Here is a 15,301-nt window from a genome sequence, read left to right on the forward strand (position 1 = left end):
TGCTTACTCAGCTGTTTCTAAGACATTTATTTTCAGGTTTGGAACAGTGATGGCTTCATCGTTGACAAACAACATTTTCATTCCTTTACCTATAATAAATTCGTCTTGAAGTTCTTCCCAATCAGATACTTGGCCTAGCTTTTCTAGATCTGTATTTGAGTTTGCGTAAACTAGTGGCAAGTGAGCGGTACCCGATGGGCCGTCTTTAATAGTAATTTCAACGCGTAACCAAATACCCTCTAATAATGACGTTACAGGTTCTACTTTTAATGTTTCAATTTCATTAAAGTTTGCAAGGTAAAACTCGCCATTTGTACCTAGCACTTCTAAATAAGGACTTAAGCTATCATCTAAATCTCGAATTGCTGATTGCTCGTCTTCAACACTCTCCAAACGAAGCGCTTCCATTTGTTGAGCAAGACTGGCTGCTTCAGATGTTTCACCTTCAAGCAAAGCAACATGCATTTTTAAAAACAAGGTATCTAGCTCATTGGCTTCATGAAAAAGTTTAGGAATACCCTTACCTTGATAAAAATCCACGCGCGATTGCTGGGCACGAATTAAATGTCTAAGGTTAACTGCACCTACAGCAAACTCTGGGTTCTTTTGCACCATAAAGTCGAGTTGTTTGTCTGCTTTTTCAAGCTCGCCATTAATGCAAAGTAATTCAGAATAAATACTTCTAATGTCAAAATTTAAAGGCTCATCTTGCAACTCGGTAGCGCAACATAATAAAGCATCAGCAAGTTTTCCCTCGCGAATTAAACTGTGTATTTTTTTCATGATTATTCCTTTATTTTATGATGAGGACTGAGCTCTGTTATTAACTTAATACTCGAGACCATTTGGTCTAACTGAAAGTGGGGCTGTAACTGCAAAACCGAAAAGTAATGCCCCGGGTTTGCTTTATTTTCACTTACTTTTATTTTTGCATTACTCAGTGGATATTTGCTTCTGATATGCTCAGACGCGGAGTCTGACGCAGTTGTGTAGTTATTTATCCACGCTTGTAAGTCTCTTTCACAGGCCTGTGCTGTGCTGTAAGACCCGACACGATCGCGGGCTAATAATTTTAAATAGTGCGCAAAGCGCGATACACACAAAATGTATTGCAACATAGACGATAGGCGCGCATTGATATTGGCAGCACTTGAGTCGTAATTTTTTGTTTTTTGAACCGATGCATTACTGTAAAAAACAATATGCTCCGTATTTGTAACCGAAGAAGCTGGGATAAAACCGAGCTCAGAAAATTGCTTTTCAAACTTACTGGTTACTAATAAATCAAGTGGCGGCTTTGCCTCTTTTTGATAGGTATCGTTTGCAAAGCTATCACGAGCAAGCCCTGTTACTAATCCCTTAGAAACTTTGCCTGGCTCTATACCACGAATGTGACCAAACCAACCGCTGTCGCAGTAAGCTCTAATTATTGTTGATACAAACTGATACGCTGCACTGCCCCATAACATATCTGTTTCTGGATTTTTTATTTGTTCTTTGAAGTAAAAATCTTGATGGCGTTTGCCATCATTAACATAAGGCGGCCTAACTAACACATGAGGCAACGTAAAACCCATAAAGCGCGCTTCTTCCATTTTTCTAAAACTTTGCCATTTTATATATTCAGGTTGTTCAAACTGGTTAAATAAATCAGAGTAATAACCTAAATCAGAAAAGCTATCAGCACCAAATAAATTAGCCGAAGCCGAACATATAAAAGGAGAAAATGCAGCCGCTGCCGTTCTTGATACCTCTTTTATAGTATCAATATCATTGTAAATAGTGCCTGCTGAGCAACCATTACTGATTTCGTAATCACCAATTACAATACCAAAAGGCTCGCCTCCGGCACTGTCAAACTCGTTTTGATAAAGTAACTGAAAAAACATACTTTGATCAAAATCAATCGCTTTGTTCACGTCTTTTGAGAGCGTTGACCAATCACAATTGAGCAATTTAACTTTTACTTTTTTTTCTTTGTCTTGTTGCTCTGTTTGTAACAATAACCACCATAGATTACGCCAGCTAGCTTCTAAGCGTTGAAAGCTATCTGCATGAATTATGTGGTTGAGTTGCGATGAAATAAGTTGATCGAGTTCAATAATTACACGTTGTAAATAAGGACTCAAAGACTCCTTATTCCAAGAAAGGGGAGAATCAGAAGAGCCTTCAAGCCATAACAATAACGCTTTATCTAGGTTTTTTTCATTTAAAAACCTATCGAGCAAAGCGTCATTATCACTAATTCGAGACTGTGACTTTTGTTGAAAAGTGAAGTCTTGATTTATAAATGAAAACTCTTCGTGATTCATTCTATTGCATCATCCTTAATGCGAGAGAGCGGTATTATTAACCGATCTCTGGGATTTTAGCTACAAGACGTAAAGAAGACGTTAGTTCTTCCATTTGTAACCAAGGTTTCAACCAAGCAACAGCGTTGTAGGCACCAGGTTGACCTGGGATCTCTTTTACAGATACTTTTGCATCTGCAAGAGGGTAACGTGCTCTGATGTCTTGACCACCGCCCTCTGTCGCATTTACATATGACAGGATCCAACGGTTTAACCATGATTCAACGTCTTCAGCTTCCATAAAGCTACCAATCTTGTCACGTGCCATTACTTTTAAGTAATGCGCAAAGCGAGAAGTTGCCATTAAGTATGGTAAACGAGCTGAAATAGCAGCGTTAGCCGTGGCATCAGGCGTTGAGTAAATTTTTGGTTTTTGACAGCTTTGACCGCCAAAGAAAACAGCATAATCAGTATTTTTATAGTGACATAGAGGTAAGAAGCCTAACTGACTTAACTCTGCCTCACGACGATCTGTAATGCCAATTTCTGTTGGACACTTAAGATCTGGATCACCATCATCACTAGTGAATATGTGAGTCGGTAAGCCTTCCACTTTACCGCCACCCTCTGCACCACGAATAGCAGTACAGAAACCGTATTGAGAAAACGCAGCGGTCATGTTAGTTGCCATAGCGTATGCTGCATTACTCCAACAGTAATCACCATTATCAGTGCTCACTGAACGACCGTCTTTTGGCTCAACTTCAAACTCTTCGTAGTTGAACTCTTCAACAGGTTTAGAAGCAGCACCATAAGGTAAACGCGAAAGGAAACGCGGCATAGTAAGTGATACAAAGCGTGAATCATCGCTGTCTCTAAATGAGCGCCATTTAGTGTATTCTAATGATTCAAATACTTTTTCTAAATCGCGTGGCTTAGTAAGCTCTTCCCAATTATCAAAACCGAATAAAGACGGTGAAGAGGCAGCAATAAATGGACAGAATCCAGCTGCAGCCACATTAGACATTAAGCTCAATGTTTCAACATCTTCAGGGTGATTAGTAAATTCAAAGTCACCTACGATAGTGCCATATGGTTCACCACCTGGGGTACCAAATTCAGACTCGTAAATTTTCTTGAAGGTTTGGCTTTGATCAAACTCAACGGCTTTACTTAAATCTTTATGAAGCTCTTTTTTCTTCATGTTTAAAACACGAATTTTTAATGTAGAACTTGTTTCAGAGTTCATCACTAAGTGATGCAGACCGCGCCATGAGCCTTCAAGCTTTTGAAACTCATCCGAGTGCATTACCACACTTAGCTGTTTTGAAATTTTTTGATCGATTAACTGAATAGCTTCATTAAACGTCACAGTCATGTTTTTATTCCATTGAACTGTGCCTTTTAACGCTTCTTCTGTTAATGTTTTTAGTAATTCTTCAGCACGGCTCGACTCTGTTTGTTTAGTCGCGCCAATTGCTTGCTCTAATAGTGAAGAACTTACTTCTGATACCGATTCTGATTCTGTTGCTAATTGTTCAGTGCTCATTTATCAGTCTCCTCTAAGTTAAGTTCTTTAGCCATCGAGTCTAAGCTTGCTGTATTACTTAATACTTCTTCGAGTACATTTTCAAGCTCTTCTGAGCGGTCAATCTTGGTCATCAAGTCACGCAGCTTGTTGCGCGTTTCCATCAATTTGCGTAAAGGCTCTACTTGATTTACAACCGCAGCAGGCTCGAAATCGTCAATCGACTTAAAGTTCAAGTTAACTTCAAACTGAGAACCATCATCCGTTAATGTATTGTCTACTTTTAAACGCAGAGAAGGACTCATACGTTTTAAAACATCATTAAAGTTATCACGATCAATTTGAATAAAACGTCTATCTTTTAGTGGTTTAAGTGCTTCTGTGTTATCACCAGAAAAATCACCCATTACACCTACTACAAAGGGTAATTCTTTTTTTACTGCCGCGCCCTCAGTTTCCACATCATAAGTGATATGTACTCTTGGTTTACGAACTCGTTTTAACTTATCATGGATACTCATTGAGAACTCCTTTTACTATGTTTCAGTTTCGCTGATCTTAATGCCAGACAACTTAAAGTATCCAGTCCTAGCATCACTATCTGTAATTAACTCATTTAATAACTCAGGTAGCGATAATTCGCTCCATCGAATAACTTGTTCTATCGTGTAAGACATTGGTGAATGAGGTTCAGTCTTTCTGAAAAATGTCGCAATTTCTTGAAGTTTTTTTATTGCGTTTTCTCTCGAATCAATCTCATCACTGACACGCTTTTTAGGTTGCGCTGAGTCTGCTTCTATCTCATCCTCAACCACTTCCTCTTCAGGCTCAGCATTTGCCTTATCTAATGCAATTTGTGCTGCTTCAAGTTTATCTGCTGCAACATGATTTACCGCAGCTAAGCTCACTTCTAATGCTTGTTTAATATTAGATGTAGGTTGTGGCTCACCCGTCACCTTATCCATAACCTCACTCAAAGCGGCAAATTTTTCTATCGCATCTTCAATATCATTTTTTAAAGATACAAAAAACTCGGTACTGGTTTCGGCTGCACTTTTTTCAAGCTGTTCAAAATCAACGGCACCTTGGGTTATCTTCTTTTCGCGTTTTTCATCACTTAAACGTGAAATGTCATAACCTTGCTGATATTCCCAAAAAGAAAAAGGATCCATACTGACACTGTCTGTCATGTATATACTTTTAATTGGAATAATTAACGTACCTTCACCAGCACTGCCATTTAAGCCAACTAATGCAGACACTTTGTCTGAAATTTCATCACCGTCATCAAGTGTTGGATAAAGTGACTCAAAATGATGTTCCAAAAGGTGCTTAGCAACACTAAAACCAAACGCAATGCCTTTAAAGCCATGAACGCGGCACAAGCCTTCAATTAGCCAAGCTAGGTATTCTATATCTTTACTTTCGGTTTTAATTGCCTCACTACATTGCTCAAGTAGCGGAATCCAATCTCGAGAAAGCGAAGCAATTCCTTCTTCATCGACTAGCGCATTTCTTTCAGCCGCACGAAGTTGGTTTCTTAAATCTTTTAAGGCGTAGTAAGTAGACGTTGGAGAGACATCTGATCGCGGATCAATACCTGCAAACTCAGTATCTGAAATAGGGGAAATATACTCTTCAAATAAAAACATTCCATTGTCCTAAATATTATCCATATTCTCTAAAGCTTAGAGCGGAGATAATATTACATTCTTTAAATTAAATTACAAGCTTCAGCACCATTGTGCCGATAAGCTGGCTAATGTTATTTTGTAAATAATTGAAATAACAGTTTTTTGTTCCTGATATATTTACAACTTTTTTTCTTAAATATACTAAAACAGGCTTAATCAGCTACTTAGTGAACAATGGAATCGTTGCCTCATCTTGTAAATTACAAGATTGTATCGATTGATTGGCATCTACATCATCATATTTTACTAATATACAAGTTACGTTATCTTTAGCACCTCTAACTAACGAGGAGTGCATTAAAGCCATTCCTGAATCAATTATGCTACTTGGCTCTAATGACAAACATATATCCTCATCTGATAATTCACCTGTAAGACCATCTGAACATAATAAAAAGATATCGCCCTTGTTTATCTCACCCTCAATTACATCTACCTTCACTTCATCCATTACGCCCACAGCACGAGTAATAACGTTAGATAATGGGTGGTTTTTAGCTTCTTCAACAGAAATCATTCCCTCGTCGATTAAGTCATTAACTTGACTATGATCTCGAGAAACTTGAGTTAGTTTACCATTGCGTAATAAATAAGCTCTGCTGTCACCAGCCCATAATATGTAATAGCGCTCATTCTTAACAAACAAAGCTGTTACCGTACTGCCTGCTGTTTTATTGCTTAAGTATTGCGCGCTATATTGATTTAGTTGCTTATTTGCATCTTCTATAGCGCTAACAATATGACTTACGGTCAAGTCCTCTAGCCTGAGCTTTTCAACAGTAGTTCTAATCACATCAACCACTAATTGACTAGCAACTTCACCCGCTTCATGCCCGCCCATACCGTCAGCTACGACCCATAAGTTATGGCTGTTAATTTCCACGTGCGCATCTTCATTAAGCTGCCTCACTGCACCTCTATGAGTAATGGCATAACTTGTACTTAAATTACTAATCACTATTTTTTACCTGTGTGTAATTCCATTCCCAATGCTTCCAACGTCCATCTAGCATAGCGGCTACTTGATTAACCGGCGGCAAAGCTGACGTGATCAGTACCATAGGCTTAATATTGCAAGAACCATGAGTCCACCAAACACTGTAATCACCATACTTTTTATGTAAAATCGCATGCATGGCATCTTGTAAAATATGGTCGCTTAACTCAGTGCCTGAGAACTCTAGAGCGATTGCTTGTTTGTTTTTATCTTTTGAATTGGCATAACTTACTTGCTTTTTATTTGCAGCAACGTCACTTAGTGTACTAGCCAGTTCTTTTCGCCAGGAAAACAGATCCACAGAGCCATCAAGTACTTTAAGAACAGCATCTTCGTATTCTAATGAAAAAACACCAGAATGAAGCACATCAACCGGAGCAATATGAGTTGCACGAGTAACAGTGAGTGGATAGTGCCTTCCTACTGCATCCATACTGGGCAATAACGTACCCATAATGCCAGTATCACCAACAATGTTTGGGCTTAATGCAAAGTGCCAAACAGGGCCAGTAAGGTAGCTTTCTTGCCAAACATCACCAAGTTGCTCTTTACTCACAGCAATGGCAGCTTGCAGCCATTGCTCCCAATGCTCTGAAAACTCTTTAGTTACATTATCTTGAACAAAGTCGCCTAAACAAGGCACCTTGCCAAGATAACCAATATCTACAATCGGGTCGGACATGAAAACTTCTCTACACTGCTGTTCCAAAACGGATGCCTGATTGAGCTAGGCAGTAATTCTACTTTTGCATTGTTACCCATCAAGGAGAAATGTAACTCTAGATCTTGACGTGTTTTGCTACGCTTTTCGCTGAGCTCATCTAGCATTCGATAAAGTGACCACTCACCTTGATAAGTTGTATTAATTGAACGCCCACCGTTTGGCGGTGTAAACACAACGCGAGTTTTACTTTGACCACTAGCGCCAGGCCATACAAAGTTTGTAACTTTGAGTGGACCATGACGGTAAATCATTGACTGGCCATCAATTTCAATCATTAAACTAGATACCGTTTTATCTAAATTAAAAGTACGTAAGCCAAACTCAATTCGAGGGGTATCACTACCACGTTCAAAAAATGCGGTTTGAATTTTGAAAGCATGCTCAAACATTTTTAAGGTGTTATTGCTAATACCAATATCTTTTTCAAATTTCCACGGGCTAGAGCTCATATCCACACTCGGAGCTACATAGCTATTAAAAAAGTTATCTATGGTGCCATTAGGGCCAAAGAAGCGAGTAAAGTCTTTAATGCTGACCTCTTTTTCAGCCTGCGGAGCAAATGGGTAACGCCCCACAATTGCCGCGTTATACTCGCGCAACACTTTGCTTTTCCAAATTTCATTTAAATGTCTGTTGGCACTATTTTTGGTGATGTTGCTAGTATCTCTACTTATATCAAGTAACCAACTATTGAACGGATATGGCAAATCACTACTTTGGTACTCTAATTGGCGAATAAAACTCGGTTTACTCTTACCACTTATTTGATCTTTAATTGAGTATTTAAGCTGGTCGCCTCGATCAAGTTTAGTTAGATAAATATTCAACTCTCTTAAGTTTTTCTGAATATTATCAAGCTGCTGAATGTCTATATCGATAATGTCTTCAAACGCCTCTTCGACTTGATAGCCCGGTAGCTCTACCTCAAACTTAGGCGCCTCGTCAGGTAAAAAGCGTTTGATTCGATTTGCTTTAGTTTGCATCGCAACCTTAGCTGCATTAGCGGCAATATCTCCTGCGACCTTTTGGTTTTCAGAGATAGGTAGCTTAGTTAATTGAACATTCTTTTTAACTGCATTGATGATATTTTTTATTGGCGCTTCTGAGCCTGCTAATACATCAGTAATGTTCACACCCTCAGCAGGTGAGCTGTACTGATTAAGACTCAAGTCATCTAAAAACGACTGCCAATAATAAATATAATCTTGAAAATAACGTTGCTCTAGCTTCTTTTCTATCTCTGCTTTAGAAATATCATACGTGCCTGAGGCTTCTTGGCCATACACCCAGCTACTGGCCATTAAGTTGCCAAGCATTTTTCCTTTTTCAATATTAAAAATTCCATGGAAACCGTTAAAAGTGTATAACCCTGGAATACTGCGCGTTAGATCACCATTGTTACGAAATGTAAACTTTTGCGCACTTTCAAAGCTAATAATATCGGTTAATCTAAAAGGCGGAATACTGCTATCAAGAAAATCAGCTTGAAGTCGTTGGTATGCTCTTTCTGCAATCGGTAGTTTCGTAAGTTCTGCACGAGCTACTCGAACCGCCTGATTATCTATTTCAGTTTGTGTTACGCCCTCTTTTAACAACGCAGCAATATGATTCATCAGCTCATTACGCGTCTGCATGTTCAAATCACCAGGCAAATTTCTATCTAAATATGCACTAAACCAAACGTAAATATCTTCACTCTCAAAATATTCAGGTTTAAATAACATTAAGTAGCATCTGAGCGTTTCATATAAATAACTCAGATGTTCTGGATGAGCCTCCATTTCCTTTATTAACGTGTTCGCAATAAAGGGCTCTAAATAGGTTTGTAAGGAACGTTTATAAGCATTAGTAGAAGATTCTTTAATTTCAGTAAGCTTATTAAAGCCAACTGAAGATGCATCTTCAGGATCAATTAACTGAGCATTGGTTGCTGGCAAGTTTCTCAATGCATTTAATCGGTCATTTAGTACCAGTAGATTATTTCTATCAAAAGATGATGCGTCTAATTCTTGGTACGTGGCAATTGCTTCATCTGTGGCATCAATTAAGTTGCTATTCCATGCAAAGCTAAAATACCAAGAAATTGAAAAGCCGAACAAAGCAACACATGCAAGTGACACACTAGCAACTCGAAGCCACTTATTTTGTTTGTCATGGTGTTTGTTAGTGCTTGCTAAGTTTTGCTCAGGAAAAATAACGCTCTCTAAAACGTTTTTAATAAAAAAACTTTTAGATTGGTTTATATAATCGGTTTTACCTGCGCTAGCATCATTTAAAAAGCTTGAAGGGGTTCCCTCTTGAGTGGCGCTGGTTAAATACACTCCTCTGAACATAGGTAACTCTTCATAAGCGTTAGGAGTAAAAATCTCTTTTAAGAAGTCATCAGCTACCCCTTGTAGTACACGTAGCTGTCTGGGGAATTCAAAGATTTTAGCTCGAATAGCTTCATTACGCTCGTTGATCAGTCGACGGTTCAACATCTCTGTAAGTTTAGAGATTAAAGCATGGAATTCTTTGTTAAATGCATCGACTTGAGTATCTTTATCTAAATCAAGCTCAAAGGTGATCCCCCAAACTTGTTCACATTCTTCCTCAGTAAGTTCGCCAAAGAACTCCCTGAATCCTTCAATTAAATCTACTTTAGAAAAAATAACATAGACAGGAAATGTCATACCAAGCTGGTTTTGTAGTTCTTGAAGGCGTTGTTTTATAGCTCGTGCATGAAGGTTTCGCTCAGTTTTGGTCTGACTCATAAGTTCAGAAATACCCATACTGATCATTACCCCATTTATAGGGCGTAATGGGCGATGTTTTCTTAGTAACCCGAGAAAGCCTTCCCATGCTCTAGAGTCGTGTTTAGCGTGGCTACTTTGCGTTGTGTAACGACCGGCGGTGTCGATTAATACCGCTTTATTGGTAAACCACCAATCACAATTGCGCGTACCACCAACACCATGCACTAAATCAACCCCAAGCTTATCCTTTAATGGGTAATCTAGGCCTGAATTATGAATAACCGTTGTTTTACCTGCGCCAGGTGGACCAATCATGATATACCAAGGTAATTGGTATATATTTTTACCTTTAAATAGTTTTACGTCTTTGAGTAAATCTATGGCTTCATTCATTCTGGTTTTTAAGGTGGTTATTTCTTCGTTAACTTCACTACTATTTGCATCGTTGTTATCTATTAACTCATCTGCCATTTTTTCATCACGTTTGCTTTGCTGCATAAGGCGATAAATTTTAGTCACAGAAAAAACAAGTAGTATCAATAAAATAGTTAGTAGTCTTGCTGCAACACCGGCAAGCGGTACATAATCTGCAATCGCAATTAGGGGACCACCAAACCAAATTAATAATGATAAGGCTAAAAAACCGATAATTAAAATAGCGGTTCGAGACGTTAGTGCGTAGGTTATTTTTTTAAATTTTTGTGAGAAACTCATTACAGCCTCATTAAAATAATAGATCGATTTCAATTCTGCGGTTTAACGACCGAGAAGCTGAATCTGAATTGCTGGCGATAGGCTCTGCTGCGCCCTTTCCTTCTGGCCATAGACGACCGCTCAAATTGGTACTTTTAGCCATTAAATTAGCAACTTGTGTTGCTCTAGCTAAAGATAGATGCCAATTAGAAGGGTACTTATCAGTACTAATTGGTAAGTCATCTGTATGACCTGTTATGAGGACTCGCCCTTTAGTTCCTTCTAGGCTTAACGCTAACTTTTCTAAAATAGGCTGGAATGAAGGGAGAAGTTGTGCGTCTCCTTGCTTAAACAAGTTTTCACTATTAATTGTAATGCGGATCCCATCGGAGGTTTTAGCAACGGCGACAATCCCCATTTTAATCTCTGTTTGCAACAACTGTTCAAGTACGCGTAATTGCTGATCTTTTTTATCAACAGTTTGGTTAACTGCTAAAGGGTGAATACCTGCTAGCTTTTCATTAATCTCTACAACATCGTTATTCAGCTTCATATTTATTGATAAATAGATCATCAATAATATGAGCCCCAATACCGAAAATATGACCCAAAGTGGAACTTGATTTCTCAGTTCAACACCCGCTGCTACTCTTTGCTTCCAGTTTGGAGACAGCTTATTGTTAATTGGCCCATTAAGTTGGTTTAATAAATGATAAAGTTGTGAACGATATTCTTCGATTTTTGTATCACCACCGGCACCTAGGCGATATTTACCTTTAAATCCTAAATTCAAGCAGTGATATTGCAACTCTAAAAATTGTTGATTTCTCTCTGGTTGAGCTAAGCCTGAATCAAGTAGCGTGTAAAAATATTCACCGCCAAAGGTTTCTTTATGAAAGGTAGAAAGTAGGCTTTCATCCGCCCACTCCATTGAACTCCATTTTGAGTTCAATACAGACTCATCAAGAATGGCGCACAAACAATAACGCGAATTATTGATCACCTCTTTTGATAAGTGCTGATTGCGAACTTCTACTTCAAATCGTTTGATAGCCTCAACACAACGATGTTTAAGCGCTGCAAGGTTACTCATTTCAAGCGATTGATTGATTGAAATTACAAGCGAAAAACAATCGGTTGCCGCTTCTAACAAAGGGTTTTTAAATATCGATACTTTGTTACTACCTAATAATTTTGCAGAAGGCGGCTCGACCGACATCACTGTTTTATCAGCATCATTTTGTGCAGGGTTGCTACTTGGCGTATTTCGCCCTAATCGACCTGGGCGAGGTTTGATAATGGTTTCGTCCATTGAAACTCTTCCTTTTAAAAAGTTAAGTTCTTATCGCCCAAAGGCTTAATTGTAGCTCAGGGTAGTTTCCTGAGAGGTGAATGGCAATTCCCCCACTGGAACGCAATTTATCCCAATGTTCACCATGCCTATTTAATTCAAAATAATGAAAACCAGCATGATAAGGAATTTGTCTTGGTGCTGTTGGTAAATTACTAATCGTAATACCTGGAATTTGGTTATTTACCAGATCTCGAATAGTTTCTACACTGCCAATTTTAATTTGTGAAGGTAGAATTTTTCTTAATTCTTCATGAGGCACACTTGCTTTAATTGCTAATACAAATTGGGCTGAATTAAGAATAGACTTATCTTTTAACGCACCAAAAGAAATACCAAATTTACTTTGCTCAAGTTTAATTTCAGTTGCTGTTTGCTCAATAACGTGACTCAACGACTGATATAAAAAGTTAACCACTTCATTAAATACCTGCCCTAAATTAGTATGGTCATAATTGGGTAATTTAGGCACTCTCTTATTAGCAGTGCTGAAGGTTGATAACTCGCCCGCAAGCTCAATTAAACGACTGTAAAATACATTAGGGTGTAAACTATTGACACTAAGTAAGTTATTAAATATCGCATCATACTTATTTAATGTTTGTAGCATGATAAAATCTGCAACTGAAGAACTTCCTGCATAGCCCTGGCTGAGCCTTGCGGCGATGCTTTCAGCGCGTTGCTTTATCATTGAGCCTATTTCTCTGACTAGCCCTGATAAGGGTTTACATTGCCCTACTTTTAAAGATGGAGGAATATACTTTGCATCTAACTTTATTTGGCCTTCACTACTCACATCTATAATTCTAGCTAAAGGTAATACAATATAGCCTGAGTGATCATCAGACGACAGCATCAATTTGCTATACACTTTCGCAACTTGAATAATTTCTTGAGATTGCGCTCCTAATAAATCATCACTCACTGACAGGTCATTGAGTTTATAACGAGTCACTGTATTATCGTCGGCTGAAGATATATTAATCCCGCTATTTTTTAGCGCAGGGATGGCAAGATAAACAACTTCATCAAAAACATCTTTATTAACCACCAACGGTTCAGGTAGCGACGTTGATTGAGGCATATCTATTGGTAATAAGTCTGGAGTGATTGCTGATAATGCGTCCACGGCAAACTGCCCGCTGTTAAGTAATTCATTATCAATACTTATATCAATTATCCCCCATGGATCAGCAAGGTTGCCACTGCAAACTTGCTTGATAACATTGGAAATATATTTGTCTGCTTGTTGAAAGTGCTGAGGTCTTAAAAACATCCCTTCAGTCCAAGCAACACGAGTGTTATCACCCATTTTAAAAATCCTTTTTTATTGCTCTCTCATGTATGTCGCAATTGCTTCTACATTAACATTGATATCGTCATAGCCGGTAGGGTCAACTTCTATAACCGCTCTCCACCTTGCTTGGTCTATATTTCTATAAGCAACAACAACCCCAACGTAACGAGTATTACGATTAAGGCTCATTTTATATTGCTGCACAGAATCAGGCTGAAGTTCTAATTCATCTTTTTTTAATAAGTCAGGTCCGAGGATCTTTTCTGGTGTGTCGTACAAGCTAAAAAAGTCCTGCGTGTCAAAAATAGTTCTTGAGCTGAGCTCAAAAATTTTCATTACCACTGGAGAAGGACGTTCTGATGTATCTGGATTAACATTTTTAGATACATTAATGATCAGATCGGTAGAAGGGGGTACGATTTTATTCATCGTAGAACATCCCATTACCAAAAATAGTAAACTAAAACTCAATAAGTAGAGCTTAACTTTGTACATTATTTACTTTCCTTTCTAGTGCGTTTCTTTGATTCGATCGTTGTATGCCTTTAAGAAATCATCTGACATTGCCATGGCGCCTTTAGTGTTCACTTCCTGAGAAATATCATCATATAAACTTTGATATAATTTCCAGCATTTAGACTCTATTTGACCAGGGATAATTTTTAACACGTTAGAATTATCGTTTGCCTGTTGATTAATTTGCATGGGAGAAACCTGCGACAACATCCCTTTTAACACGCCATCTGCACCAGCGAGTAATGCATGCTCATGCTTACGTGTGTCTATAAAGCTTTCTTTAATAGATTCATTCGAAGACAGAAAGCTTGCACTATTTTTTATGAACAAGTTCTGAATAACGTCATCAATGTTGGCAGAAAATTTTAATGGATTGTTTTGCTCAGCCTGAAACATCGTATGATTCAATCTTAATTTGTTTTTTACAATAGCGCGTTGACGTAAAGATTCCATAAGCTCAGTGAGCAATAAATTAAGCCCTTGGCCCATTTCAAACCACAGCTTTTCATTATCTAACGAATTTTTAAGTTCATCTTTAATCCCCAACCCTTTTAAAAACGCATCTGATAACGCCTTGTCACTTTGAACCACGTTTTTTACTGGTGCAGACTGTATCTCAGGCTTATGCTCATTAGCGTGGCTACTTGAACGGGGGGGTTCTTGAATAGGCGCAGGGGTATCAACAGGTGCTGATGAATTGCTAACATTATTGCCAATGTCAAAATCATCGGTATTCATAAGGCGCGTTAATTCATCCCAGTCTTCCGGAATATGATTATCAGTTTGTTGCTGCGCAGTCACTGATATCTCAGGCATCGACTCATTCATAATCGAGTCATCGAATGAAGGTATAGACTGCTCAGCCGGTTGAGAATTTTGCGCAGCGAAAGCATCTACTGATTGAAAATGACTTGGAGCAGAATTACTCACATCGACTTGTTGAGCTGATGTTAGCACCACACTGACTTGAAAATCGCCAATGGTTAACACGTCACTGTCTGACAAACGTTGTTTGTTGCCTTGACCGAGCGGCGCTACAGCAAAATTAATAAATAATCCATTGGTTGAATTATCGTATACGTAAAAAGAGTCACCTTCTTTTTCTATTATGCCGTGTTTACTTGAGATTATTTTTTCGGGATCAGGTAAGTGCCAATCGCACGCTTCAGAGCGACCAAAAGTTAATGAATCTGTTACAGTTTTAGTGGCTTCTATTTCAGGTGAAAGTCTGTGATAACTAGTGATGTTTAGTATCAGTTCCATTTGATAAGTCAGTCCCTTATATCATTATTGTGAACAGGATAAAGTAGAAGCGAAACTATTGTCAACATTGAAATTAACACAAGAAAATATTGCGCTATTGATTTTGTCTCTAAAACAAGACGTTTGATAAACAAATTATACAGCGATGAAATATTTTACCGTAATGCTTTATAACTAGACCGAAAATAGCCTTCTTAGAGACTCCTTCTAGC

The 15,301-nt window shown here is 38.3% G+C and carries 12 protein-coding genes; all 12 read right to left on the bottom strand.

Features of this window, described 5'->3' with window-relative positions:
- Positions 1-3: 3 nt before the first annotated feature.
- Positions 4-783 (bottom strand): type VI secretion system accessory protein TagJ, encoded by a 780-nt coding sequence (locus tag FLM54_RS16070; RefSeq protein WP_054201391.1) that lies wholly within the window; start codon positions 781-783, stop codon positions 4-6.
- A gap of 2 nt (positions 784-785) precedes the next feature.
- Entirely contained in the window at positions 786-2,312 is a 1,527-nt protein-coding gene (gene tssC / locus FLM54_RS16075; protein WP_131692235.1) for a type VI secretion system contractile sheath large subunit, read from the bottom strand.
- Positions 2,313-2,349: 37 nt separating this feature from the next.
- A complete protein-coding gene (gene tssC, locus FLM54_RS16080) occupies positions 2,350-3,840 on the bottom strand; it encodes a type VI secretion system contractile sheath large subunit (RefSeq protein WP_010389377.1) in 1,491 nt (496 codons plus the stop codon).
- The gene (gene tssB / locus FLM54_RS16085; protein ID WP_010389380.1) at positions 3,837-4,340 is read right to left on the bottom strand and encodes a type VI secretion system contractile sheath small subunit; all 504 of its coding nucleotides are present in this window, start codon (positions 4,338-4,340) and stop codon (positions 3,837-3,839) included. The genes tssC (FLM54_RS16080) and tssB overlap by 4 nt, the downstream gene beginning before the upstream one ends.
- Before the next feature lie 15 nt (positions 4,341-4,355).
- Positions 4,356-5,471: a type VI secretion system protein TssA gene (gene tssA / locus FLM54_RS16090; protein ID WP_138605853.1), complete on the bottom strand. Its 1,116-nt coding sequence runs from the start codon at positions 5,469-5,471 to the stop codon at positions 4,356-4,358.
- Positions 5,472-5,673: 202 nt separating this feature from the next.
- Positions 5,674-6,471 (bottom strand): PP2C family protein-serine/threonine phosphatase, encoded by a 798-nt coding sequence (locus tag FLM54_RS16095; RefSeq protein WP_138605851.1) that lies wholly within the window; start codon positions 6,469-6,471, stop codon positions 5,674-5,676.
- Positions 6,464-7,192: a type VI secretion system-associated protein TagF gene (gene tagF, locus FLM54_RS16100; RefSeq protein WP_138605849.1), complete on the bottom strand. Its 729-nt coding sequence runs from the start codon at positions 7,190-7,192 to the stop codon at positions 6,464-6,466. The genes FLM54_RS16095 and tagF overlap by 8 nt, the downstream gene beginning before the upstream one ends.
- A complete protein-coding gene (tssM, locus tag FLM54_RS16105) occupies positions 7,174-10,683 on the bottom strand; it encodes a type VI secretion system membrane subunit TssM (protein WP_138605847.1) in 3,510 nt (1,169 codons plus the stop codon). Before tssM ends, tagF begins: the two co-directional genes overlap by 19 nt.
- A gap of 10 nt (positions 10,684-10,693) precedes the next feature.
- Entirely contained in the window at positions 10,694-11,974 is a 1,281-nt protein-coding gene (tssL, locus tag FLM54_RS16110) for a type VI secretion system protein TssL, long form (protein ID WP_178956945.1), read from the bottom strand.
- 22 nt (positions 11,975-11,996) lie between these two features.
- Entirely contained in the window at positions 11,997-13,325 is a 1,329-nt protein-coding gene (tssK, locus tag FLM54_RS16115) for a type VI secretion system baseplate subunit TssK (RefSeq protein ID WP_138605843.1), read from the bottom strand.
- Positions 13,326-13,340: 15 nt separating this feature from the next.
- Positions 13,341-13,805, bottom strand: a complete 465-nt coding sequence (gene tssJ, locus FLM54_RS16120; RefSeq protein ID WP_138605841.1) for a type VI secretion system lipoprotein TssJ — start codon at positions 13,803-13,805, stop codon at positions 13,341-13,343.
- Positions 13,806-13,820: 15 nt separating this feature from the next.
- Entirely contained in the window at positions 13,821-15,089 is a 1,269-nt protein-coding gene (tagH, locus tag FLM54_RS16125; RefSeq protein ID WP_178956946.1) for a type VI secretion system-associated FHA domain protein TagH, read from the bottom strand.
- Between the last annotated feature and the right edge of the window lie 212 nt (positions 15,090-15,301).

Origin of the sequence: Pseudoalteromonas sp. Scap25 (genome assembly GCF_013394125.1) — a bacterium.
Taxonomy (GTDB): Bacteria; Pseudomonadota; Gammaproteobacteria; order Enterobacterales; family Alteromonadaceae; genus Pseudoalteromonas.